The sequence below is a fragment of the Streptomyces sp. NPDC006529 genome, assembly GCF_040611795.1.
Taxonomy (GTDB): Bacteria; Actinomycetota; Actinomycetes; order Streptomycetales; family Streptomycetaceae; genus Streptomyces.
In genome coordinates this window covers 1-23400 of sequence record NZ_JBEXPB010000020.1, presented here as the reverse complement: position 1 = coordinate 23400, position 23400 = coordinate 1, and the positions used below count along the sequence as shown (strand labels likewise).

Below are 23400 nucleotides of genomic sequence, written 5' to 3'. Positions count from 1 at the left end.
TCGGTGTGGCCACGGATATCCCCCTACTGGCTGCCTGGTGGTGCCACCACCAGCATAAGTTCCCACTCTCCACGGGCCGCGCGGGACGGCGAGGGTGGGGCCATGACGACCGACACACCCACCTCCTCCGCCCGCCCGGAGCAAGCCCCCGACACCGCGGTACCGGCCGGCCGGACCCCGTCCCCGGCCACGACGTCCCCGGCCACGACGCCTCCCACCACGACGCCCCAGGACCCGGGCAGGAGCGCGCGGCCCGGCGGCGACCGGCTCACCGGACGCGCCGCACTGGTCCTCTTCGTCCTGTGCGCCGCCCAGTTCATGGTGGCCCTGGACTTCTCGGTACTGAACGTCGCCCTGCCCGTGCTCGGCAAGGACCTGGGCCTCGGCCGGTCCGCGCTCCAGTGGGCCGTCACCGCCTTCGCCCTGCCCTCCGGCGGCTTCCTGCTCCTCTTCGGGCGGATCGCCGACCTGTACGGCCGCAAGCGGCTGTTCGTGACGGGCCTCGCCCTCTTCGCCGTCGCCTCCACCCTCGCCACCTTCGCCTGGGACCCGGCGTCCTTCCTGGCCGGCCGCGCCCTCCAGGGCCTCGGAGCGGCCGTCATCGTGCCCACCGGGATGTCCCTGCTGACCACGACGTTCCCCGAGGGTCCGCTGCGCGACAAGGCGCTCGGCATCTCCGGAACCCTGCTCTCCCTCGGCTTCACCGTGGGCATGGTGCTCGGCGGCGTCATGACGGACACGCTCGGCTGGCGCTCCACGATGGGACTGCTCACCGCCGCCGCGCTGATCGTGCTGGTCCTCGCCCCCGGGCTGCTGCCCGAGTCGCGCACCCCCGAACGCCCGCGGCTGGACGTACCGGGCGCCGTGACCGTCACCGGTGGCCTGCTCGCGCTGATCTACTCCCTGTCGACCGCCGCCCAGCAGGGCTTCGGCGGTGTGGAGGTCTGGGGCACGCTGACCGTCGCGGTCGCCCTGCTCGCCGCGTTCGTCGTGGTGGAGACGAGGTCCCCGGCCCCGCTGGTCTCGCTGCCGATGCTGCGGCGGTCCACGGTCGCCTGGGGCAACATCGGCGGCCTGGTGACCTTCTCGATGATGTCGACCGTCGTCTTCGTGCTGACCCTCTACCTCCAGGAGACGCTGCACCTCTCGTCCTTCCGGACGGGGCTGGTCTTCGGCGTCCAGGGAGTGATGTCGGCCCTCGCCGGTACGTACGCCTCCCGGGTGATCGGCCTGATCGGCGCCCGGCGCACCCTGGTCGGCTCGCTGCTGGGCCAGGGCGTGTTCACCGCGCTCCTGCTCGCCGTCGGATCCGGCTCCGGCGCCCTCCTGGCCACGGTGGCCGTGTCGGTGGCCAGCATGTTCCACCTCGGCGCGATCATCTCGTACGGCGTCACCGTGACGAGCGGCGTGCCGGACGGCGAACAGGGCCTCGCCACCGGCCTGGTGACCACGACCCAACAGGTCGGACTCACCATCGGCATCCCGCTGCTCGGCGTGCTGGCGACCACGGGGGGCGCGCTCTTCGACGGGGTCCGCACGGTCCTGGCGATCGACGCGGCGATCCTGCTCGCGGCGGGACTCCTGATCGGCCTCGGCCTGCGCGCCCGGCGCACCGCTGACACCGCCTGATGGTGCGTCAGTCCAGGGCCCAAGGGTGAATACGTATCCATCATGACAGGTCAGAGGCCGTTTTCGTAGGACCAAGGGCACAGCCGATCACCCTTGTTCGAGCCCCTGTCCGGCTCTGAGAATCACCGTCATGACGAACTCGGCGCACATCAGTCACGACGCGGTCCTTCGAGCCAGAGTGGCCCTCCTCGGGTCGGCGAAACCACCGCTCGCGGAGCGGGTCGCCGCCTACCGGGTGCTCGCCGCGGTGAGCCCGCTCGCCTACCTGCCGCTGCTGGCGGTGGCGCTGCGGAAGTACGGGCGGCGGGAGTTCGCGCACCGGCCCGCGGTCCACCTGGCCCTGCTCGCCGAATCCGTCTCCGTCGCACGGGAGTTGTACGCGCGGCAGCCCGGTCGGGTCGGTCTGCTGATCGACTCGCTCGCGGTGTACCGGGAGCAGCTGGACCGGATGGAGCGGCGGGCGCAGGCCGGCGCGGCCGCAGAGGAGATCGGCCGCCTCGCGGCCGGTGAGGAGTCGCCCGGTCCCGGCGGCCCCGCAACCCGCTGACCGGAGGCCGCCCCGGGGCGCACGGCCCCGGGGCTGCGCGGCGGTCCCGGCACTACCCCGCGGAATCCGGCCGGATCTCGATGTGGTCGGGGGCCAGGTCGACGGCGACCCGGTGTTCCATCCCGAGCGCTTCCAGGAAGGTGCGCGGCAGTTGGACCCGGCCGCTGCGGTCCAGCATCACGTACTCGCGCTCGCTGACCGATTCCGCGCCGTGCTCGTCGGTGACGGTGCGGCGCAGTACCTCGCTGCTGGTGCGGCCGTCGCGGATGGCCACGGTGCGCCGCACCTCGCCCGCGACCATCGGGTCGTGGGTGACGACGACCACCGTGGCGCCCAGCTCCCGGTTGACCGTCCGGAAGGCCTCGAAGACCGCCGCGCCGGTCTCCGAGTCCAGCTCCCCGGTCGGTTCGTCGGCCAGCAGGACCTTCGGGGCGCCCGCCATCGCCACCGCGACGGCCACCCGCTGCTGCTGCCCGCCGGAGAGTTCGGCCGGGCGGCGGCCCGCGAGCGGCCCCAGGTCCAGGGCGTCGATCAGCTCCGCCGTCCGGGCCGCGTGCCGCTTGGCCGACCCGCGCCCGCCGCCGCCCGTCAACTGGAGGGGCAGCGCAATGTTCTGGGTGGTCGTCAGGAACGGCAGCAGGTTGCGCGCGGTCTGCTGCCAGACGAAGCCGACCGCCTCGCGCCGGTAGCGCAGCCGGTCCCGCGAGGTCATCTCCAGCAGGTCGTACCCCGCCACCCGGGCCGTGCCCGCGGTGGGCCGGTCCTGGCCCGCCAGGATGTTCAGCAGCGTCGACTTGCCGCTGCCGGAGGCCCCGACCAGGGCGACCAGGTCCCCCTGCGCCACGGTCAACTCCAGCCCTTGGAGCGCCTGTACCTCGATCCCGTCCCCGCTGAACACCCGCACCAGGCGGTCGCACACGATGGCCGTCCCCGCCTCGGGCGGCGGGGGCGCCATGGCGGCCGCCGCACGCCGCCGCAGTTCCTCGTAGCTGGGCCCGTCGGCCGACCCCTCCCGGCCGTCCGGTCCCCGGCCGTCCGCCGCCTGGGCCACCGCCCCCCGGCCCGCCGGGCCGCTCGTCCGCTCGCCGATCATCGCTGGTCTCCCGCTCTCAACTCGGTGGTGATCTGGCGTCGTCCCGATACCGCCGCCTCCGCCAGTACGGCCACCGCCACCAGGGCGGCCAGACCCAGCGCCTGGACCAGGACGGGCCGCGCGCCGAACCGCAGCCCGCCCGCCACGGGCGCGCCGACCAGCGCGGACAGGTCCACGGCCGGTCCCAGTAGGAGCACCGCCGCCGTAGCGGTCAGGGCCCCGCCGAGCGCCGCCGCCAGCGCCTGCGGCAGCGATTCGGCCAGCATCAGCAGCACGCCCTGCCGGGGCCGCAGCCCCATGGTGCGCATCCGTGCCAGCAGCGCGGCCCGCTCGGGGGCGGCCCTGACGAGCGACAGCAGCACAGCCAGCAGCGCGAAGCCCGCCGCCCCGACGACCGAGGCCCGGAACAGCCGGACCGCGGCCTCCTGGAGCGGGTCGGGCCGTAGTTCGTCTCCCACCCCGGCGCTGGTCCGCACCCGGTACTCGGCGGCCGAGGCCGCCGGTACGAGGGAGCGGACCAGCACGCGCAGCCGGTCCTCGGCGGGACGGCCGATCCCGTACCAGCGGTTGGGCTGCCGGGTCTCCGGCAGTGCGGCGGTGGCCGCCCCCGCGGGCACGATCACCGTCGCCCCGGCGGCGCCCGGCCGGACCGGCGTGCCGTCGACCACGCCCCGCGAGGCGACCTGGAGGGAGCCGTCGCCGAACCGCAGCCGGAAGGTCCCGCCGGGCGCCAGCTCGGCCAGCCCGCTGCTGAACAGCACCGGCAGCGGCGCCTCGGGCGTACCCGTGCCGCCGTCGGCCAGCAGCGCCGGGTCGAACGGCCCGATCCGGACCGACCGGGACAGTTCCGCGTAGGCCTTCGGCTCGACCACGACCACGCTGACCTGGGTGGTGAACCGCTGCGCCGGAGCGTCCAGGAACGCGTCGTCCTCGGTCCACAGGCTGACGGAGGACCGTACGCCGTCCAGCGCCCCCAGCGCCTTGACCAGCTCGGGCGACAGGGTCTGCCCGACCGGCGCGGCGACCTGCGCGTCAGCCGCGATGCTCACCCGGTTCGCGGCCACCCGCGCGGCCTCCGCGGCGTTCAGCACAGTGGTCCAGAAGCCGCTCGTGGTGACCGCCAGCAGCAGCGCGACCAGCGGCAGCACCGGCGTGCGGCCGCGGCCCCCGTTGCCCCGCGCGGCGCGCGCCAGCCCCAGGAAGCCGATGACCCCGTTCCCCCGCGCCGCCATCCGGGCGGGCAGCGCGACCAGCAGCGGCAGGATCCGGGCCAGCAGCAGCCCCCCGCACAGCGCGAGCAGCAACGGCGCGGCGATCAGCAGCGGATCGACGTCCGCGCCTGCCTGGGCGATCCCGCGCCCGCGCACCTCCAGCAGGGCGGCGCCGGTCACCAGGAGCACCAGCAGCTCCGCCACCGGCCGCCGCCACCGGTTGCGCGGGCGCGGCGGCGCCAGCAGGATCAGCGCCCGCACCGGGAACGCCAGCCAGGCCAGCAGGGTCGTGACCAGGGCCGCGATCAGCGAGGGCAGCAGGCGGGGCGTCGGCAGCAGGAAGAAGGCCAGTGCCGAGGCGAGCAGCGCGGCGGGCAGGACCAGGACCGCGCCCTCCGCCAGCAGCCTCCGGGCGAGCCCGCCGCGCGAGGCGCCGCGGGCCAGCAGCAGCCGCAGCTCCGATTCGCGCCGCTCCCCGGAGAGCGCGGCGGCCAGGCACAGGACGACGAAGACGACCCCGGCGACCCCGGCGGGACCGCTCACCCCGACCGGGGCGGCGGCCTGCTGCCGGGCCCGTGCCTCCGTCAGCAGGCCGGGCAGGGTGGAGGTGATCGTCAGGTCGGGGCGTCCCGAACCGTCGAGGAGCTCGGCGGCGGTGGGCCCGGACACGTACGAGGCGAGCCGCGCGCCGGTCTCGGGCAGCCGGTCCGCGCGCAGCCGGGCGGTGTCCATCGGCAGCCGCCAGAAGTCCGTGGCCCCCTTGCCCCAGGTCGCGACCCGGGGCAGGTCGTCGGCGCCGACCAGGGCCCCCGTCTGCCAGTACGAGCGCGGCTCGCGCTCGCGGGTGAAGGCGGTACAGGCGTGGGTGAGGCAGGGCAGGCCGGTCCACACCCGGTCGGCCTCGTCGTTGGCGGTGTAGAGCCCGACCACCACGGCCTGGTCGGCGGTGGGCGCCTTGAGCCCGTCCGGTTCGGTGCGCAGCACCGTGCCCAGCGGGGCGTTGACGGCGTCGGCCGCCCGCTTGGAGAGGACGATCGGCACGGGCCCCTCGGTGGTGGCACCGGTCGGCCAGCGGCCCGCCACCAGCTTCACGTGCGCGGAGGCTTCGCGTACATGCACCAGGCTCAGCATCGGGGACACGTCGTCGGGCCGGGCGAGCCCCGGGGTGCTCAGCGAGCGGTGGTCGTTGCCCAGCGTGCCGTGCACGGGGCCGTCCGGGGCCAGGACGAAGTCACCGCCGGTCCGGAACACCAGCAGGGACAGGACCCGGTCCAGGTCCGTCGGGAGCTGGGGCCCCTTCGCGGCGTCGGCGGACACCTGCACGCTCGTCCGGTCCACCCCCTTGTCGCCGAGGAAGGAGCGCAGGGCCTCGTCGGCGCCCCGGTCCAGCGCGCGGGGCAGGGCCGCGCTCAGGAACACGGCGGCGAAGGCGAGCACGGCGGCCAGGAAGGCGGCCGAGGGCATGGCGCGCAGGCGCGTGCGCACCCACGACGCGGGACGGGCGGCCCGGGAGGCCGTACGGGCCGTGCGGATCATGACTCCTCCACCTGCCGCAGTCGCGCGGCCGTGTTCCGGTTGCGGCGGCCGCCGAGGGAGGCGGCGAGCAGGGGTACGACGGCGATCGCGGCGGTCAGCAGCAGCGTCCAGCCGCCCGGGAGGTCGACCAGCAGTGCGGGGAACGGGCGGTGGCCCGAGGGCGTCCGCACCATCAGCGGCACCACGAGGTGGACCAGGGCGACGCCGATGCCCACCCCGGCGGCGCTGCCGAGTCCGGTCAGGATCACGCCCTCGGCCGTGGCCGTACGGGCCAGCGTGCGCCGGGGCGCGCCGAGCGCCAGCAGCACCGCGGACTCCCGGGACCGCTCCCGCGCGCCCGCGGCGGCGGAGGCGGCGAAACCGATCGCGGCCAGCAGCGCGCAGGCCACGGCCAGGACCACCAGCGCCCGCTGCGGGGCGGTGCTCAGCGGATCGTCGAGCAGCCCGGCGGCCACCTCCTCGCGCAGCAGCACGTCCTGGCTCCCGGCGCCGGGCCCGGTCCGCAGCGCGGCGGCCGCCCGCCCCGGCAGGGGATCCCCCGCGGAGGAACCGGGCAGCCACCACTCGGTCACCGCGGGCAGCGAGCGGGCGCCGTCCGCGGCCGACAGCCGCCCGAAGGCGGGCAGGTCGACCGCGAGCGCGGTGTCACCGACGACGGGCAGCGCGCCGACGACGCGGGTGATCCGCACCCGGACGGTGGACTGCCCGAAGGGGACGGGCACCACGTCGCCGGCCTTGGCGCCGACGGCGGCGAGGTACCCGCGGGTGGCGACCCCGGGAAGTTCTGCGACGGGCCCCGCCGGTCCCGCGGTGAGCACGAGGCTCGTCTCTTCCCTGCGGGGCGGGCCCGCGTAGGCCAGCCGCAGCAGCGCGGGCCCGGCCGGAGAGCCCTTCGGGGCCTCCTTGAGCAGCGCGGCCTCGGTTCCCTTCGGCGGGGCCGAGAGGGTCCAGCCGTCGGAGCCGTTGCCGCCGGATCCAGGCAGCGCGACGGGGACGGCGGGGCCGCCCGCCGTTTCGACGGCCGCGAGACGGTGGACCGTCAGCTCACCGCCCCACTGGGGCGGCGCCACGTCGCCGTTCGGGGCGCCGTACGAGAACACCACCGACAGCAGCGTCAGCGGTCCCGAGGGCCGTCCGACCGGAGCATCGGCCAGCGCGTCCAGATCCACCGGGACGGTGGTCCGCCCCTCGGTGGCGGACATCCGGATGACGGGGGTCCGGTAGGTCATGCCGTACCGGTCGCGCAGCAGCAGCCTCAGATTGGGGTCTCCCGTCGGCGCGCCGGTGGAGCGCAGCGTCAGGTCGAGTTCGATCCGCCGGGCCCGGCCGGGCAGCGTCATGCCGGCCGTCGCCCCGGCCCCGGCGGCCGGGGTGAGGGGGGAGAACACCTCGTCCATCGGCTTCCCGTTGCGGAGGTCCGCACGCAGCGGAACCCGCTCCGCCAGGGCCGCCGCGTCCACCGCGAGCAGTTCGGCCGTGCGCCCGCCCGGCAGCGCCTGCTGCCCACGGAGCACCGGCAGCGCCCGGTCCCCGCCCGGCAGCGCCGCGTACCGGCCGCCCTGGCCGAAGGCGGCCAGCTGGCTGCCGGTGATCCGCAGGCCCCCCGCGGTGCGGTACGAGGCCTGGTCGCGCTGGGAGTCCGACCATCCGGTGTACTGCCCGAGGGCCAGTACGCCGGAGGAGACGGCGAGGACGAGCAGCACCACCGGACCGGTCGCCCGCTGGGGCCGGCGCGCCAGCTGCCAGCCGACCAGGGCCGGACCGAGCCCGGAACCGCGCGCCGCCAGCCGCCCGCCCAGCCGCGCCGCGAAGGGCAGCACGCGCAGCACGAGCACCGCCCCCGCGCACAGCGCCAGGGTCGGCGCGGCGACGAGCACCGGGTCGACGCCGGACGAGCCGCCGTCGCCCCCCGGGCCCGCTCCTTCGTAGCGGTCCAGCTGCTGGTAGGCGAGCGCGGCCAGCGCCAGCAGCGCGAGGTCCGCGCCCGAACGGGCGGCCCCCGCCACCAGTTCCTGCCGCTTGCCGCCGTGCCGCTGTACGACGGCCGAGGCGCCCCGCACCACGGCGGGCAGCGTGCTCAGCAGCACACAGCCCAGCGCGCACACGGCCGCCACCGGCCACAGGGACCATGTGGTCGACCACACGCCGGAGGCGCCGGACACGGCGGTTCCCCGCGCACGGGCGCCGTCGCCGTCGAGGAACCGCAGCAGCAGCGGGGCGAGCAGGGGCGCGAAGAGGACGGCGGGCAAGGACAGCAGCAGCGCCTCGACCCCAGTCAGCAGGCCCAGCCTGCGCCGTGAGGCGCCGCGGGCCAGGAGCAGGTTCCGCTCCGGCTCCTGATGCTTCATCAGGGTGGTCCCGACGATCAGCAGGGTCGCCGCGGTGAGCGTGACGAGCTGGAGCTGGCCGATCAGCAGGGTGGACCGGGCGACCGTGCGCGCCGAGCGCAACTCGGCCATCAACTCCGGGAGTTCGGTCTTCGCGTTGAGTCCAGCGGAGGTCTTGAGCGACGCCGTGAGCGCGGCGCTCCGCGCGCCGACGGCTTCCGCCTCGGCGGTGTGGACACCCGCGAAGTCGGGGGTGAGGAGGGTGACGCGGCTGTCCTGCGCCACGCCGCCGACGGTGAAGGCGGAGTCGTCGACGAGCAGCGGGCCGTACGTGGTGAAGGTGCTGATCTGAAACCCGCGGCCGGCGACGGGGTCGAGCCGCCAGTACGCCGCGGCGGGGTCCGCGGGCCGGTAAGCACCGGTGACCAGCACGGTCAGCGGCGGCCCCTGGAACCGGTCGTCCAGGCGCACTTCGGCGGGCAGGCCCGCCGCCGTCAGCCCCAGCCGGTTCATGGCCGCCTCGGGCACGGCCACCGGTACGCGGGAGGCGACGGCGCCGCTGCCGACGGCCTGCGGCCACTGCCCGGCGACCAGCACCGTGCGGGCCCGGTCGAAGGCGGCGAGCAGCGTCAGGTCCGCTTCCGCGGCCGCGGCGCCGCTTCGGGGCAGGCCGTAGGCGTGGCTGCGCGCCACGCTGTCGACGGCGAACGGCAGCGCACCGAACAGGCCCTGCCCGAAGCCCCGCAGGGCCGCGTCGTCCTTGGGCCGGTCGGCCGCCGGGTGGTAGCCGGTGACCAGGACGGTGGACCGGGTGTGGTCCCGCCCCTGCAGTGACTGCCGCAGTCCCGCCTCGCCCACGCCCCGCGTGAAGGCGAAGAGCGCGGTGAGGACGGTCGTAGTGATCAGAACGGTGAACAGTACGGCGGCAGCAAGGGGTACACGCCCACGCTGACGACGCATGACGAAGCCGAACATGCGTGGTATTCCTCCTACTACCGGACCATAGGTACCGGATAGCGGGCGATCTTGTCAGATTCGAACGTGCAGCGGAAGGGGCTTGTGTGCGGGGGAAAGGGATGAGCAAATGCGGATATCGACAACCACCTTGGGGGACCCATGGCCGTGACCACGACCGCGCAGGACCGCAGCGATGCCACGCCGATGGTGGTGGTCGAGGACGTGCACCGCAGCTTCGGGACCGGCGAGCAGACCGTCCACGCCCTGCGCGGCGTCTCGTTCACGCTGCCCCGTGGTGAACTGACCGCACTGAAGGGACGTTCCGGTTCCGGTAAGACCACCCTGCTGAACCTGGTCGGCGGACTCGACACCCCGACCCGCGGTGCGATACGTCTCGACGGCACCGATCTGACCGGGCTCGACGAGAGCGGGCTGCTCGCCCTGCGTCGCGAGCGCATCGGCTTCGTGTTCCAGTCCTTCGGCCTCATACCGGTGCTGACCGCGGCCGAGAACGTCGGCGTGCCGATGCGGCTGCGCAAGGTCCCCGCCGCGCAGCGGGAGGAGCGGGTACGCACCCTGCTCGCGCTCGTCGGCCTCTCCGACCACGCGGCGCAGCGGCCGGGGGAACTCTCCGGCGGCCAGCAGCAACGCGTCTCCGTCGCCCGCGCGTTGGCCAACGACCCCGACCTGATCATCGCCGACGAGCCCACCGGCCAGCTCGATTCCGAGACCGGCCACGCCATCATGGAGCTGCTGCGCGCCGTCGTGCGCAGCGAGGGCGTGACCGTCCTGGTCGCCACCCACGACCCGGCCCTGATGGACCTGGCCGACCGGGTCGTGGAGATGCGCGACGGCCGCGTGGTGGAGACCGGTGAGGGGCCGGACGCGCGGGCCGTCCCGGCGGGAGCCGCGGCCGCGGGCGGCGCGGCCCGCCCCTGACGGGACGGGCGGGCCCCCGCGCCGCCTCGGGTCGGTCGTCGCGCGCATTCCGTTTGACGTCGTCCGGCGCCGCTCGGCGCCGCAGAATCAGGCGCCGCTGTGGCGGAGCATGTCCTCGCGCTCGACGACCTTGACGCGCTCGCGGCCCTCCGCGGCGCCCAGGGCCCGCTCGTGGGCGTCGAGCCGGTGCCAGCCCTCCCAGGTGGTGTAGCGGACCCCCCGCTCTTCGAGGAAGGCGGGCACGGCGTCCGGCTCCGGGTCGGCCGCGCCGGGCAGGCGGCCCGCGGCGTGGTCGTCGAGGAGGCAGGCGACGGTCTCGTTGGCATCGCCCTTGGTGTGGCCGATGAGGCCCACCGGGCCGCGCTTGATCCAGCCGGTGACGTACACGGCGCTCTGGTGGCCGCCGTCGGCGGCGCGCACCCGGCCCGCCTCGTGCGGGACCGTGCCCGACAGCGGGTCGAAGGGCAGCTTGGGCAGCTCGTCCGAGTAGTAGCCGATCGCCCGGTAGACGGCCTGGACGTCCCAGTCGGTGAAGCGGCCGGTGCCGCGGACGTTCCCGGTGCCGTCGAGTTCGGTGCGCTCGGTGCGCAGCCCCACCACGCGTCCGTCCGCGCCGAGGATCTCCTCGGGGGACTCGAAGAAGTGCAGGAAGAGCTTGTGGGGCCGGGTGCCGGGGTCGCGGATGGCCCAGTTCTCCAGGGTGGAGGCGACCATGTTGGCCTGCTTGTTGGCCCGGCGGGTGGCGATCGAGCCCTCGTCGTAGTCGATGTCCTCGGGGTTGACGATGACTTCGATGGTGGGGGAGTGGTCCAGCTCGCGCAGCTCCATCGGGCTGAACTTGGCCTGCGCCGGCCCGCGGCGGCCGAAGACGTGCACCTCCACGGCCTTGTTGCGGCCCAGCCCGGCGTGCACGTTCGGCGGGATCTCGGTGGGCAGCAGCTCGTCGGCGGTCTTGGCCAGGATCCGGGCGACGTCCAGGGCCACGTTGCCCACGCCGAGCACGGCGACCTTCTCGGCCTCCAGCGGCCAGTCGCGCGGGACGTCCGGGTGGCCGTCGTACCAGGAGACGAAGTCCGCGGCGCCGTAGGCCCCCTCCAGCTCGGTGCCGGGGAGGTCCAGGGCCCGGTCGGCCGTCGCGCCGGTGGCGAAGACCACGGCGTCGTAGAAGCGGTGCAGCTCGTCCAGGCCGAAGTCACCGGGGTAGTCCACGTTGCCGAACAAACGTATCTGCGGCTTGTCGAGCACCTGGTGCAGGGCGGTGACGATGCCCTTGATCCGCGGGTGGTCCGGCGCCACGCCGTAGCGGATCAGCCCGAACGGCGCGGGCATCCGCTCGAACAGGTCGATGGAGACCCCCGGGTCCTGGGCGGCGTCGGACTTCAGGAGGGCGTCGGCGGCGTAGATGCCGGCCGGACCGGCGCCGACGATCGCTACGCGGATGGGGCGGGACATGGGGAGACGTTCCTCCAGGCGACGGGGACGGATGGTTCGAGACAAGCTCGCTCGACGGGTCCCCGGTAGCCGGTGGCGATCTATGGGTCCATAACTCGCGCTTATGACCCGCCGCCAAATCCAAACAAGAATGTCAGACATAAGCAAACGGCAGTAACTGACCGAATCCCTCCGCAAAGCCGACCCCGGGCACCACCGTCAGGTTGCGTGCGGTAACCGTCGGGTAACACCTCGTCAAGAGGGAGGGGGTCATGGAGACACGCACAGGTGCAGGCGCGAGCGGTGGACGCGGACACCGGCGCCCACCCGCACGCCCTGCAGGGCCACCACGCGCACGCCGTCCCGGCCAGGGGGTCGCAGGTCCTGGAGGCGCTCTTCCCGGGCCTGCGCGCCGAGACGGCGGAGCTCGGGGCGCCCGTCTTCGACTACGGGGAGCGCATCGACTTCCTGCTGCCCGCTGGACTCGGCCCGCGCTGCCGGACCGGCGTACGGGTCCAGTCGTTCACCCGGGCCGAACTCGAACGCCGTCTGCGCCGGCGGGTGACGGCGCTGCCCGGGGTGCGGCTGGTGCCCTCGGCGCGGTGTGAGGGGCTGGTGATGAGCCGCCCCGGCAGCGTCGGCCGCGTCACCTACCGGCTCTCCGGTATCGCGGAGGCCGCAACCGCGGGCGCGGGAGAGCTCGTGACCCTGGACGCGGACCTGGTGGTGGACGCGTCGGGACGGGCCGGCGGCTTGGACCGCCGGCTCGCCGACGCGGGGGTGCCCCGTCCGAGGGGCGGGGCCTCGACGGACTGAGCCGGTGCTACCAGGGGCGGGTGGCGCGTCTGCTGGTCGCCCCGTGGACCTTGTCGAGCAACTCCGACCTGATGTGGAACCGGGACGCCCAGCCGCTCGCGGCCCGGATCGCCCACTGGTACAACACGCACCTCTTCGCGGTGTCGGTCCGCGACCCGCGGGTGTGGACCCGGTTCGTGGGCGTGGTCAACATGGTGGCCCCGCCCGCCTCGCTGTTCCACCCCACCGTGCTGTGCAAGGTCATCGCAGAGGCGCTCTCCCGTCGCCGCGCTCCCCGGCGCACGCCGGGCTGACCGCGGGGCGCGCGAAACGGGGGCGAAACCCGTATGGCGCAGAGGTTTTTGGACGGAATGTGAATGCCCCGGACCGGCTGTGCGGCTGGTCCGGGGTTCTTCCGCAGGATCCGCGGGCGGCGCGAATTCACCGCTTTCCCGAAAGGGGCCCTGGGCACGGCGCCGTGGGCGCCGCCATGATGCAGGCGATCCGCGGAACATTTCCTGCGAAATGGAAGAGGGAGCATTCTCATCATGCGCATCGTCCGTCCCCTCGTCATGGCGTCATTGGCCCTGGTGGCAGCCCTCGGCACCGCCCCCGCCGCCTCGGCGGCCACGCCGCCCGCCCCGACCGCCTACAACTGCTCCACCGGCTGGTTCTGCATCTACAGCGGCTGGGACGGCACCGGCACCCGCTGTCAGTGGCAGAGCGAGCGGATCGCGAACACCGCCGACAACTGCAGCTTCATCCGCAACGGCCAGAACGTCCGGTCCGTCGCCAACAGCACCGGCCACCGGAAGCAGTACTACACCGGGACCAATTACAACAACCGCGTGGGATCGACCCCGTCCGGCGGCAGCGGCAACCTCCAGGGGAGTTATCAGATCCGCTCGTTCAAGCCCCAGTAACGTCCCGGGCGCCCCGGTGTAATCCAGAATTGAATTACAGAACGGCGCGATGAATTACAGGGTCCCCCGGCCCGTGCCGGGTGCCGGACGGGACGTCCCGTCCGGCACCCGGCCGTCGGCCGTCCTGGCCTCACGCGCTCTCCGGCGGCCCCGGCAGCGGCTGCTCCGACCAGATGACCTTGCCCTCGGGCGTGTACCGGGCTCCCCACCGCCGGCTGATCTGCGCCACCAGGAACAGCCCGCGGCCGCCCTCGTCGGTCGTGGTGGCGTAGTGCAGCCGGGGCGAGCTGCTGCTCGCGTCGAACACCTCGCAGGTCAGCACCCGGTCGAAGAGGAGCCGTACCCGGACCGGCTCCGCACCGTGCCGGATGGCGTTGGTGATCAGCTCGCTCAGCACCAGCTCCGTGCCGAAGGACAGCTCCGACAGGCCCCAGTGCTCCAGCTGCGCCACGGCCAGCGCCCGCATGGACGCGACCGCGCTCGCGTGGAACGGCACCTCCCACTCGGCGATGCGCTCGGCCGCCAGCGCCGACGTCCGGGCGACCAGCAGCGCCACGTCGTCCCGGGGCCGCTCCGGCAGCAGCGCCTTGAGGATCGACCGGCAGGTGTCCTCCGGGCCCGCCTGGGGATCGGCCTCGGCCAGGGAGGTGCGGAGCAGCGCCAGCCCCTCGTCGATGTCCCGGGTCCGGTCCTCGATGAGCCCGTCGGTGTAGAGCACCAGCCGGGTGCCCTCGCCCAGCTGGAGCTCCGTCGATTCGAAGGGGAACCCGCCCAGCCCGAGCGGCGCCCCCGCCGGCAGCTCCGGGATCTCCACGGAACCGTCCGGGCGCACCAGCACCGGCGGCATGTGCCCCGCCCGTGCCACCGTGCACCGCTGGTTCACCGCGTCGTAGACGGCGTACAGGCAGGTCGCGCCCAGCAGCCCGGTGTCGGCTCCGCCCTCGCCGCCCTGGCCGATGTACTGGACGAGGTCGTCGAGCCGGGAGAGGAGCTCGTCGGGGGGCAGGTCCAGGGAGGAGAAGTTCAGCACGGCCGTGCGCAGCCGCCCCATGGCCGCCGCGGCGTGCAGCCCGTGCCCGACGACGTCCCCGACGACCAGCGCCACCCGGCTGCCGGGCAGCGGGATCACGTCGAACCAGTCGCCGCCCACGCCGGACTGCGCGGGCAGGTAGAAGTGGGCCACCTCGACGGCGCTCTGCTCGGGCAGCTCCCGCGGCAGCAGGCTGCGCTGGAGGGTCACCGCGAGGGCGTGCTCCCGGGTGTAGCGGCGGGCGTTGTCCACGGTGATGCCCGCCCGGCCCACGAGTTCCTCCGCCAGCGACAGATCCTCGTCGTCGAAGGGTTCGGGCTTCTCGGAGCGCCAGAAGTTCACCAGGCCGAGGACCACGCCGCGCGCCTTGAGCGGTGCCGTGATCAGGGAGTGGACCCCGTAGTCGAGGATGGCCTGCGCCCGGTCCGGGTCCTGCGCGTACCAGCCGGACGCCTCGGCGAGGCGGGGGATCAGCTCGGCCCGCCCCGTCCCGAGGCCGCGGGCCTGCGGGGTGGACGGAGCGAAGTCGATCACCTTCCCGCGCGGGTAGAGCGGGACGTCGTCCCGGATGCCGCTGAATCCCGTGCGGCGCAGGTTCGGCGCGGCGTTGGTGGGCTCGTCCCCGAGCAGGACCGCCTCCACCAGTTCCACCGTCGCGAAGTCGGCGAACCGGGGCACGGCGACGTCGGCCAGCTCCTGGGCGGTCCGCTCGACGTCCAGGGTGGTGCCGACGCCCACTCCGGCGTCGTACAGCAGCTTCAGGCGCCTGCGCGCCGCCTCGGCGCGGGTGCTCAGCACCTGCATCTCGGTGGAGTCCCGGATGGTGACCGCGGCGCCCTCGGGGCCGCCGCCGGGGCGGGTGGGCCGCTGGTTGATCACCAGCAGCCGCTCGCCGGCCTCGTGCACCTCGTCGGTGGCGACCCGGCCGGACAGCAGCAGCGCCGCCAGGTGGTCGTCCAGGGGCAGCTGCCCGACGAGCTGCCCCTCGGCGTCCGCGGGCAGCCGCAGCAGCCGTTTCGCCTCGTCGTTCGCGAGCAGCAGCCGTCCGCCGCCGTCGGTGATCAGCACCCCCTCGCGGACGGCGTGGAGCACCGCGTCGTGGTGCTCGTACATGCGCGTCATCTCGAGCGGTCCGAGGCCGTGCGTCTGACGCCGCAGGCGCCGGCTGATCAGCGCCGCGCCGGCCGTGGCCAGGGCCAGGCCCGCCGCGCTCGCGCCGAGGATGACGGGAAGCTGCCGGTCGAAGACGCCGGTGACGTTGTTCACCGTGAGTCCGGCCGACACCAGCGCCACGACCGGGCCGCTGTCGCCCTCGGCGAAGACGGGCACGATGGCCTGGATCTCCCTGCCGAGGGGCCCCCGGACGCTCTCGGTGCGCACCCGGCCCGCCAGCGAGGGCTCGATCGTCCCGACGAAGCGTTTGCCGATGCGGTCGGGGAGGGGGTGGGTGTAGCGGATCCCGCGGGTGTCCATCACCACGATGAAGTCCACCCCGGCATCCCGGCGGGTGATCTCCGTGAGGGGCTGGAGGATCTTCGAGGGATCGGGGGAGCGGAGCGCCGCGCGCAGGCCGGGCGAGTGGGCGAACGTCTGGGCGACCGCCACCGACCGGTTGCGGGCCTCGCGGTCGACGTCGTGCCGGGACTGGAGCAGGAGCGCCAGGACCGCGCCGGCCGCGAGCAGCACCACGATCGCCACCTGGAGGACGAATACCTGTCGGGCGACGCTGCGCGGGCGGTTCCGGCTCAGTGACCGCACCGACGTCCCCGGTACGGGTTGCAAGGATGGGCCACCAACCCTTTGTAGCACTGCCGGGCTCCCGGGGTACGGCTGACGGCCTTTCCCGTGTCGCCCGGTGCGGCGTCCGGTGCGGCCCCGGCGCCGCGGCCGGCGACGCGTGCGCGTCGCGGCGGGGCGGAAAATCCGGTGCCGTGGCCGGGCCGGCTCCCTAGACTCGCTGCTGTGCGCCGCCGCGGGACCGCGGTGCGCGCTGCAGCGAGCGACCGGAGCCACCGGTCCACCGAACGAGGGGAGCCGGGCATGCGTGAGCACACCGCCGTCCGCGCCCCCCGGTCGCGGTACGACGTGATCTTGGTGTCCTCCGTCTCCCGGTGACCGCTGCGCGGCCGTCACCGGATGTCCGGGCGAGGGCGCGGAAATTCCCGACCCTGCGGCCGCCGAGCCGTTCCCGCGGCGTGCCCGCGGGTCCCCGTGGCCCGCCGTAGCGGCCCGCCGCCGTACCGCCCGTCATCGCGCCGCCCTCTCGCCGTACACCCTGAAAGGCCCCGGGCCATGCGCACCGACCGCACCCCGCACGCGAGCACGACCGGCACCACCACCGCCACAGCCGTCGCCACGAACGCGACGGTCCGCAACATCGGCATCCTGGCGCACGTCGACGCCGGGAAGACCACCCTCACCGAACGCGTCCTCTACGCCACCGGCGCCACCTACAAACGCGGCGAGGTCCACGACGGCACGACCGTCACCGACTTCGATCCGCAGGAACGCGACCGCGGGATCACCATCTTCGCGGCGGCGGTCAGCTGCACCTGGGACGGCCACCGGATCAACCTGATCGACACCCCGGGGCACGTCGACTTCTCCGACGAGGTGGAGCGCTCCCTGCGGGTTCTCGACGGCGCGGTCGCGGTCTTCGACGCCGTCGCGGGCGTGGAACCGCAGAGCGAGTCCGTCTGGCGCCAGGCCGACCGCCACCAGGTGCCGCGCATCGCCTTCGTCAACAAGATGGACCGCGTCGGCGCGGACCTCGACGCGGCCGTCGCCTCGCTGCGCGAGCGGCTCCACGTCGTCCCGCTCGTGGTCCAGCTGCCGATCGGCCGGGAGGACGGCTTCACCGGCGTCGTGGACCTCGTCCGGATGCGGGCCCTCACCTGGACCGGCGGCCCCGGCCCGCGCCCCGTCGAGGTCGGCGCCGTCCCCGAGGACCTGCGCGAGGAGGCGCGGCAGCGGCGCCGGCTGCTGGAGGAACGGGTGGCCGAGCTGCACCCGGCCGCCCTGGAGGAGTACTGCGCCACCGCGGCGCTCACCCCCGCCACGCTGGCCCGCGCCCTGCGCGAGCTGACGCACGCGGGGGAGGGCGTGGTCGTGCTGTGCGGATCGGCGTACCGCGACCGGGCCGTCGAGCCGCTGCTCGACGCCGTCCTCGCCTACCTGCCCTCACCGGCGGACGTACCGCCCGTGCGCGGCACGCTCGACGGGGAGCCGCAGGAACGCGCCGCCGACCCGTCGGCGCCCTTCGCGGCGCTGGCCTTCAAGGTGAACGCGACCGCGACCGGGCGGCTGACCTGCCTGCGCGTCTACTCGGGAACGATGAGGAAGGGGGACACCGTGCTGGACACGACGGCGGGCCGGACCGAGCGCATCGGGCGCATCCTGCGCGTGCAGGCCGACCGGCACGCGGAGGTGGACCGGGCGGTGGCCGGGGACATCGTGGCCGTCGTCGGCCTCAAGGCGACCCGCGCCGGGGCCACCCTGTGCGCACCGGACGCGCCGCTCCTCCTCGAACCGCCCGCGGTCGCCGTACCCGTGGTCTCCGTGGCGGGCGAGGCGCGCACGGCCGGGGACACCGGACGGCTCTCGGCGGCGCTCGGCCGCCTGGTCGAGGAAGACCCCTCGCTGACCGTCCGCACGGACCGGGAGACCGGCCAGACCCTGCTGTCGGGCCTGGGGGAGCTGCACCTGGAGGTGGCGGTGGAGAAGCTCCGGCGCGCCCACGGCCTGCTCGTCGAGGTCGGCAGGCCCCGCGTGGCCTACCGCGAGACGGTCGCCCGCGGGGTGTCCGGGCTGGTCTACCGCCACGTGAAGCAGGACGGCGGTGCGGGCCAGTTCGCCCACGTGGTGATCGACGTCGAGCCCCTGGACGAGGAGGCCCGCGGCGACGGCGGCGCCGGGCTCGTCTTCCGCTCGGCGGTCGTCGGCGGCCGGGTGCCGCAGGAGTACGTCCGCGCGGTGGAGGCCGGGTGCCGGGACGCGCTGGCCGAGGGCCCCCTCGGCGGCCATCCGGTGACCGGGCTGCGCGTCACGCTGACCGACGGGGCGACCCACCCCAAGGACTCCTCGGAGATGGCGTTCCGGGCGGCGGGCCGCTTCGCGCTGCGCGAGGCGCTGCGCGCCGCCGTCATGGAGCTGCTGGAGCCGGTGGCCGAGGTCGCGGTCACCGTTCCCGACGAGGCGGTCGGCGGGGTGCTCGGTGACATCGCGGCCCGGCGCGGCCGGGTGTCGGGCTCGCTGGCGCGGGCGGGGACCACGACGGTCACGGCCGCCGTCCCGCTCGCCGAGCTGTTCGGCTACGCGTCGCGCCTGCGCGGCCGGAGCCAGGGCCGGGGGACCTTCACCTCCCGGCCCACCGGGTACGCGCCCGTCCCGGCGGCGGTGCGCGAGCGGGTGCTCTCCGCGTAGCCGCAGCCCCCTCCCGCGGGTCATTCCCCGCGGGAGGGGGCCGGGCGGGCGGTGCCTTCCCGGGTCAGGCGTAGGTGACCGTGACCTGCCGGAAGCCGAGGGACCGCAGCAGGCCCTCCAGCATGGTGGTGGTGTTCTTCTCGGCGCGCGCGGCGAGCCCGCTGTCGCGCGCGGCCTCGGCGATGTGCTGGACGGCCAGGCGCTGTACGGCCTGCTGGCCGCCGGGGTTGTCGGAGAACAAGTCGCCGAGCCGGTCCAGGATCCCGCGCTGCTGGTTGACGGCGTAGGAACGGTCGAGGTCGAGGGTGACCGTGCCGAGCGCGGCGTGCGGCAGGCGCAGCGTCGCCTCGGTGCGGTCCTCGTTCACGGTGACGGCGCGCTCGTCGAGCGCGCCGAGGTCGACGTAACCGCTGACGGTGCCCGCCCCGACGTACAGGGTCCGGGTGCCGCGGATCGCGTCCGGGAGGTAGGGGGCGTCCTTCTCCAGGTCGGCGACGACCTGGAAGTTGCCGACCGCGCCCTCGTAACGGTGCATGTCCTGGATGGACTTGAGGAGGACGGGCCCCGACCGGTCGTGGGTCTCGGTGCCGAAGAGGCCGTCGAAGAATCCGCCGATCCCGGAGACCAGGCCGAACCCGAGGACGAGGGTGATCGCGAGCGCCGCCGCCAGGAGCGCGCCGATGACCCGCCCCCACCACCGCGGGCGGCGCGCCCGCGCGGGTGCGGGCTGCGGCTCCGTGTCGAGCGATGACTTGTCCATGCCCAACGGATGCCCCGAAATCGACTGACCTACCAACTCCGCTTCTATGTAATGTCACATGGCATGATGATCTTACGCCGCACGGCCCTCGTCGCCGCCCTGCTCGGCGTCACCGCGGTCCTCCCTCCCGCCGCCGCGCACGCCGACGCTCCGGCCGCGTGCGGGCGGGCCGGCCAGGCCGCCGCCGGGCCCGCAGCCACCTCCTTCGCCGTGTCCGTCGCCGACCCCGAGCAGGCCCGGCTCGCCGATCCGCGGACCGCCGCCTTCACGGAGCGGGCCGCCTTCGGCGAGTTCGTGCGTCGCTTCCCGGCCGCCCTCTGCTCCGCGCGCGACGCCGCCGAAGCAGGCCGGCTCCTCGACGCCTGGGGCGAGGCGCTCTGGCGCGCCGCCGTGAACCGGGCCCAGGGCCTGCGCCCCGGCGGCGACCTCGCCGCCGGCGACGACCGCCCGCTCTACTGGACCCGGCTGCGGATGACCGTCCAACTCGCGGACTGGACACCGGCGTTCCCGGTCGACCGGCAGGCCCTGCGCACCCGCTTCGAGGACGCCTCCCGGGGCCTGACCGCCAACGACTTCCGCGGCACTGCGGGGGTGCGGCGCCTGTTCGTCAGCGGGTTCGACCCCTTCGGCCTGGACGCGGAGCCCCGCCGGGCCAACCCCTCCGGCTCCGCGGTCCTCCAGCTCAACGGCCGCCGCGTGACCCTCGCCGACGGCACGCCCGCGGAGATCCGGGCCGTCGTCCTGCCCGTCCGCTACGCCGATTTCGACGCCGGGATCGTGGAGCGCGCGTACGGCCCCCGCCTCGCGCCCGGCCCGCGCGCCGCCGACATGATCACCAGCATCAGCCAGGGCTACCCCGGGATCTTCACGCTGGAGGCATGGGCCGGCCGGGCCCGGTCGGCCGACCCCTACCCGGACAACGCCGACGCCCTCTCGGGCGGCACGTACGAGCACCCCGTCACGGCGCCGGGCCTCGGCCCGGGGGCGCAATTCCTGCGCACCAGCCTCCCCACGGACACCATGACGGCCGTCCAGAGCCCCTACCCGGTGCGACTGAACACCCAGGTCAGCGAGATCCCCGCGGGCCAGGAGGAGACGGTGGACCGCGAGGACGGGCCGAGCCCCGGCTCCCGCGCCGTGGCGGGCGGCGGCGGGGGCTACCTCTCCAACGAGGTCGCCTACCGCTCCAACCGGCTCCGCCTGGAACTGAACCCCCGACTGCCCGGCGGCCACCTGCACACCCCGGTGCTCACGGGGCTGCCCGCCGACCCGGCGCGCCTGAGCGACACGGAGTTCGAGCGGAACGAAAGCGCGATCACCGCGGAGGTGCGGGAGGTGCTGCGCCACTCGGCGGCGGGCGGGCCGTGAGGGCCGGTGCCCTTGGCACGGCCGGGCCGTGCCCGCCAAGCGGTCCGGGCCACCCCGGAAACCCTTCGCCGCACACCTTCCCAAACCTGTGGTGGCAGAGACAGAATTCGACGAAAGGCCGGGTAAGTATTTCTTGCGCGGTGGCCGGGGCCCGATTATTCCCCGCGCCCGGCCGGTTGCGGCGTGCTACTGTCATTCCAGTTGCAGTTGTGGTTCCCAAAATTGTGAGCCTCACCGGCCTGACTCTCACGAGTCGGCCGTGAGTGTTTCTGTTTTTCCGGTGTTGTTTCCGGTAGGGGCGATCATCGTGGCAACTCGAGATCCGCACAGTGCGGATCTCTGGGCTGTGCCCCGAAGGAGATTTAACATGGCTAATGGCACCGTGAAGTGGTTCAACGCTGAAAAGGGCTTCGGCTTCATCGAGCAGGAGGGTGGCGGTCCTGACGTGTTCGCCCACTACTCGAACATTGCCTCGCAGGGCTTCCGCGAGCTGCAGGAAGGCCAGAAGGTCAGCTTCGACATCGCGCAGGGCCAGAAGGGCCCGACCGCCGAGAACATCGTCACCGCCTGACGCTGACGCGTACTGAGCAGCTGGGGCCCGCACCTTGGGGTGCGGGCCCCAGCTCGCTGCATTTCCCCCGCTCCGCCGGCCGTGACGGCCCGCGTGAGCGACGAGACAGCACCCCTGTCGAACACCGGCCGGACGGGACGTCTCCCTCGGCCCCACTCCCCGCACGCGATCCCCGTTTCCGGTGGCACGCGGCGTGGCGCACTTTTCCTGGCATGCGGTCCGCTCTATACGCCGACCGCGCCATATTCGCTTTTGTTCGGCTCGTTCTTGTGAATCCTTGTGCGGCTCGATTTCCGCTGCCGGGAATTCCTCGATGCGCGCCGTATCGAGGAGGTTTCGCATGAACCGCAGCACGCGCAGGAATGACCGTACCGACCGTTCTTCCCGCTCCCGCTCCGAAGGCTTCGCCGGTTCCCGCTCGGGTTCGGGTGGTGGCGGCAGCCGCTTCGGCTCGTCGTCCGGCGGGCGCTCAGGCGCCCCCTCCCGCTCCGGCGGCCAGGGCCGTCCGGGTGGTTTCGGCCGCCGTCCCTCGTCCGTCCAGGGCGAGTTCGCCCTGCCGGTCACCCTCACCCCCGCGCTCCCGGCCGTCGAGTCCTTCGCGGACCTCGACATGCCGGCGCAGCTGCTGGCCGCCCTGGGCGCCGAGGGCATGAGCGTGCCGTTCCCGATCCAGGCCGCGACCCTCCCCAACACGCTGGCGGGCCGCGACGTCCTGGGCCGCGGACGCACCGGCTCGGGCAAGACCCTCGCCTTCGGCCTGGCCCTGCTCGCCCGTACGGCGGGCCAGCGCGCCGAGCCCGGCCAGCCGCTCGCGCTGATCCTCGTACCGACGCGCGAGCTGGCGCAGCAGGTCACCGCCGCCCTCACCCCGTACTCCCGCGTCCTGAAGCTGCGCCTGGCCACGGTCGTCGGCGGCATGCCGATCCACCGCCAGGCCGGGGCGCTGCGCGCCGGTGCCGAGGTCGTCATCGCGACCCCGGGCCGCCTCAAGGACCTCATCCAGCGCGGCGACTGCCGGCTCAACCAGGTCGGCATCACCGTCCTGGACGAGGCCGACCAGATGGCCGACATGGGCTTCATGCCCCAGGTCACCGCGCTGCTCGACCAGGTGCGCCCCGAGGGCCAGCGGATGCTGTTCTCCGCCACCCTCGACCGCAACGTCGACCTGCTGGTGCGCCGCTACCTCACCGACCCGGTCGTCCACTCCGTCGACCCGTCCGCCGGTGCGGTCACGACGATGGAGCACCACGTGCTCCACGTCCACGGCGCCGACAAGCACGCGACGACCACGGAGATCGCGGCCCGCGACGGCCGGGTGATCATGTTCCTGGACACCAAGCACGCCGTCGACCGGCTGACCGAGCACCTGCTCCAGAGCGGCGTCCGCGCGGCCGCCCTGCACGGCGGCAAGTCGCAGCCGCAGCGCACCCGCACCCTGGCCCAGTTCAAGACCGGTCACGTGACGGTGCTGGTCGCGACGAACGTCGCCGCCCGCGGCATCCACGTGGACAACCTGGACCTGGTCGTCAACGTCGACCCGCCCACCGACCACAAGGACTACCTGCACCGCGGCGGGCGCACCGCCCGCGCCGGTGAGTCGGGCAGCGTCGTCACCCTGGTCACGCCGAACCAGCGCCGGGACATGACGCGCCTCATGGCCGCCGCCGGGATCACCCCGCAGTCCGCGACGGTCCGCCCCGGCGACGCCGAGCTGATCCGCGTCACGGGCGCCCAGGTCCCCTCCGGCGTGCCGGTGACCATCACCGCCCCGGTCTCGGAGCGCGCCCCGCGCAGCCCCGGCTCCTCCCGCGGACGGCGCAGCCGCCCGGCGCAGGACCGCCGCGGCGGCGGCAGGACGGCC

General features: G+C 74.3%; 16 protein-coding genes. 10 read left to right on the top strand and 6 right to left on the bottom strand.

Features of this window, described 5'->3' with window-relative positions; genetic code table 11:
* Positions 1–102 precede the first annotated feature (102 nt).
* Positions 103–1629 carry an MFS transporter gene (locus ABZY31_RS16365; protein WP_356410346.1) on the top strand — a complete coding sequence of 509 codons (1527 nt, stop codon included), beginning with the start codon at positions 103–105 and terminating at the stop codon, positions 1627–1629.
* A gap of 130 nt (positions 1630–1759) precedes the next feature.
* Positions 1760–2176 carry a hypothetical protein gene (locus ABZY31_RS16360; RefSeq protein ID WP_356410343.1) on the top strand — a complete coding sequence of 139 codons (417 nt, stop codon included), beginning with the start codon at positions 1760–1762 and terminating at the stop codon, positions 2174–2176.
* Between the two features lie 52 nt (positions 2177–2228).
* On the opposite strand, the gene ABZY31_RS16355 is transcribed toward ABZY31_RS16360, so the two are convergent.
* The 3 genes from ABZY31_RS16355 to ABZY31_RS16345 form a co-directional block, all read right to left on the bottom strand.
* A complete protein-coding gene (locus ABZY31_RS16355; RefSeq protein ID WP_356410532.1) occupies positions 2229–3131 on the bottom strand; it encodes an ABC transporter ATP-binding protein in 903 nt (300 codons plus the stop codon).
* A 134-nt stretch (positions 3132–3265) separates the two neighbouring features.
* Positions 3266–6016, bottom strand: coding sequence for a hypothetical protein (locus ABZY31_RS16350; RefSeq protein WP_356410340.1), 2751 nt, complete (start codon positions 6014–6016; stop codon positions 3266–3268).
* Entirely contained in the window at positions 6013–9318 is a 3306-nt protein-coding gene (locus tag ABZY31_RS16345) for an ABC transporter permease (protein WP_356410337.1), read from the bottom strand. Before ABZY31_RS16345 ends, ABZY31_RS16350 begins: the two co-directional genes overlap by 4 nt.
* Before the next feature lie 141 nt (positions 9319–9459).
* On the opposite strand from ABZY31_RS16345, the gene ABZY31_RS16340 reads away from it, so the two are divergent.
* Positions 9460–10239 (top strand): ABC transporter ATP-binding protein, encoded by a 780-nt coding sequence (locus ABZY31_RS16340; protein WP_356410334.1) that lies wholly within the window; start codon positions 9460–9462, stop codon positions 10237–10239.
* A gap of 87 nt (positions 10240–10326) precedes the next feature.
* Here ABZY31_RS16340 and ABZY31_RS16335 read toward each other — a convergent pair whose 3' ends face one another.
* Positions 10327–11691, bottom strand: coding sequence for an FAD-dependent oxidoreductase (locus ABZY31_RS16335; RefSeq protein ID WP_356410331.1), 1365 nt, complete (start codon positions 11689–11691; stop codon positions 10327–10329).
* A 267-nt stretch (positions 11692–11958) separates the two neighbouring features.
* Between ABZY31_RS16335 and ABZY31_RS16330 the strand changes: the two genes are divergently transcribed.
* From ABZY31_RS16330 to ABZY31_RS16320, 3 genes are all read left to right on the top strand, one after another.
* Positions 11959–12486 carry a hypothetical protein gene (locus ABZY31_RS16330; RefSeq protein ID WP_356410328.1) on the top strand — a complete coding sequence of 176 codons (528 nt, stop codon included), beginning with the start codon at positions 11959–11961 and terminating at the stop codon, positions 12484–12486.
* Positions 12487–12506: 20 nt separating this feature from the next.
* A complete protein-coding gene (locus ABZY31_RS16325; RefSeq protein WP_356410326.1) occupies positions 12507–12779 on the top strand; it encodes a hypothetical protein in 273 nt (90 codons plus the stop codon).
* Between the two features lie 234 nt (positions 12780–13013).
* Positions 13014–13388 carry a peptidase inhibitor family I36 protein gene (locus ABZY31_RS16320; RefSeq protein WP_356410324.1) on the top strand — a complete coding sequence of 125 codons (375 nt, stop codon included), beginning with the start codon at positions 13014–13016 and terminating at the stop codon, positions 13386–13388.
* Positions 13389–13518: 130 nt separating this feature from the next.
* Here ABZY31_RS16320 and ABZY31_RS16315 read toward each other — a convergent pair whose 3' ends face one another.
* Complete coding sequence (locus ABZY31_RS16315; protein ID WP_356410321.1) at positions 13519–16176, bottom strand: SpoIIE family protein phosphatase; 2658 nt, start codon at positions 16174–16176, stop codon at positions 13519–13521.
* Between the two features lie 534 nt (positions 16177–16710).
* Between ABZY31_RS16315 and fusA the strand changes: the two genes are divergently transcribed.
* Entirely contained in the window at positions 16711–18840 is a 2130-nt protein-coding gene (fusA, locus tag ABZY31_RS16310; protein ID WP_356410318.1) for an elongation factor G, read from the top strand.
* A gap of 64 nt (positions 18841–18904) precedes the next feature.
* Here fusA and ABZY31_RS16305 read toward each other — a convergent pair whose 3' ends face one another.
* The gene (locus ABZY31_RS16305; protein WP_356410315.1) at positions 18905–19600 is read right to left on the bottom strand and encodes a DUF4230 domain-containing protein; all 696 of its coding nucleotides are present in this window, start codon (positions 19598–19600) and stop codon (positions 18905–18907) included.
* 63 nt (positions 19601–19663) lie between these two features.
* Here ABZY31_RS16305 and ABZY31_RS16300 point away from each other — a divergent pair, with 63 nt between their 5' ends.
* The 3 genes from ABZY31_RS16300 to ABZY31_RS16290 form a co-directional block, all read left to right on the top strand.
* On the top strand, positions 19664–20968 hold the full coding sequence (locus ABZY31_RS16300; protein ID WP_356410312.1) for a pyroglutamyl peptidase: 1305 nt from the start codon (positions 19664–19666) through the stop codon (positions 20966–20968).
* 367 nt (positions 20969–21335) lie between these two features.
* Positions 21336–21539: a cold-shock protein gene (locus ABZY31_RS16295; RefSeq protein WP_053678014.1), complete on the top strand. Its 204-nt coding sequence runs from the start codon at positions 21336–21338 to the stop codon at positions 21537–21539.
* Between the two features lie 340 nt (positions 21540–21879).
* A partial coding sequence (locus tag ABZY31_RS16290; RefSeq protein ID WP_356410310.1) for a DEAD/DEAH box helicase occupies positions 21880–23400 on the top strand: 1521 nt, incomplete at its 3' end.

Excerpts from the sequence above, each read along its gene's own strand:
- ABZY31_RS16365 (WP_356410346.1), top strand. The coding sequence starts at position 103 with ATGACGACCGACACACCCACCTCCTCCGCCCGCCCGGAGCAAGCCCCC.
- ABZY31_RS16360 (WP_356410343.1), top strand. The coding sequence starts at position 1,760 with ATGACGAACTCGGCGCACATCAGTCACGACGCGGTCCTTCGAGCCAGA.
- ABZY31_RS16355 (WP_356410532.1), bottom strand. The coding sequence starts at position 3,131 with ATGGCGCCCCCGCCGCCCGAGGCGGGGACGGCCATCGTGTGCGACCGC.
- ABZY31_RS16350 (WP_356410340.1), bottom strand. The coding sequence starts at position 6,016 with ATGATCCGCACGGCCCGTACGGCCTCCCGGGCCGCCCGTCCCGCGTCG.
- ABZY31_RS16345 (WP_356410337.1), bottom strand. The coding sequence starts at position 9,318 with ATGTTCGGCTTCGTCATGCGTCGTCAGCGTGGGCGTGTACCCCTTGCT.
- ABZY31_RS16340 (WP_356410334.1), top strand. The coding sequence starts at position 9,460 with ATGGCCGTGACCACGACCGCGCAGGACCGCAGCGATGCCACGCCGATG.
- ABZY31_RS16335 (WP_356410331.1), bottom strand. The coding sequence starts at position 11,691 with ATGTCCCGCCCCATCCGCGTAGCGATCGTCGGCGCCGGTCCGGCCGGC.
- ABZY31_RS16320 (WP_356410324.1), top strand. The coding sequence starts at position 13,014 with ATGCGCATCGTCCGTCCCCTCGTCATGGCGTCATTGGCCCTGGTGGCA.
- fusA (WP_356410318.1), top strand. The coding sequence starts at position 16,711 with ATGCGCACCGACCGCACCCCGCACGCGAGCACGACCGGCACCACCACC.
- ABZY31_RS16305 (WP_356410315.1), bottom strand. The coding sequence starts at position 19,600 with ATGGACAAGTCATCGCTCGACACGGAGCCGCAGCCCGCACCCGCGCGG.
- ABZY31_RS16300 (WP_356410312.1), top strand. The coding sequence starts at position 19,664 with ATGATGATCTTACGCCGCACGGCCCTCGTCGCCGCCCTGCTCGGCGTC.
- ABZY31_RS16295 (WP_053678014.1), top strand. The coding sequence starts at position 21,336 with ATGGCTAATGGCACCGTGAAGTGGTTCAACGCTGAAAAGGGCTTCGGC.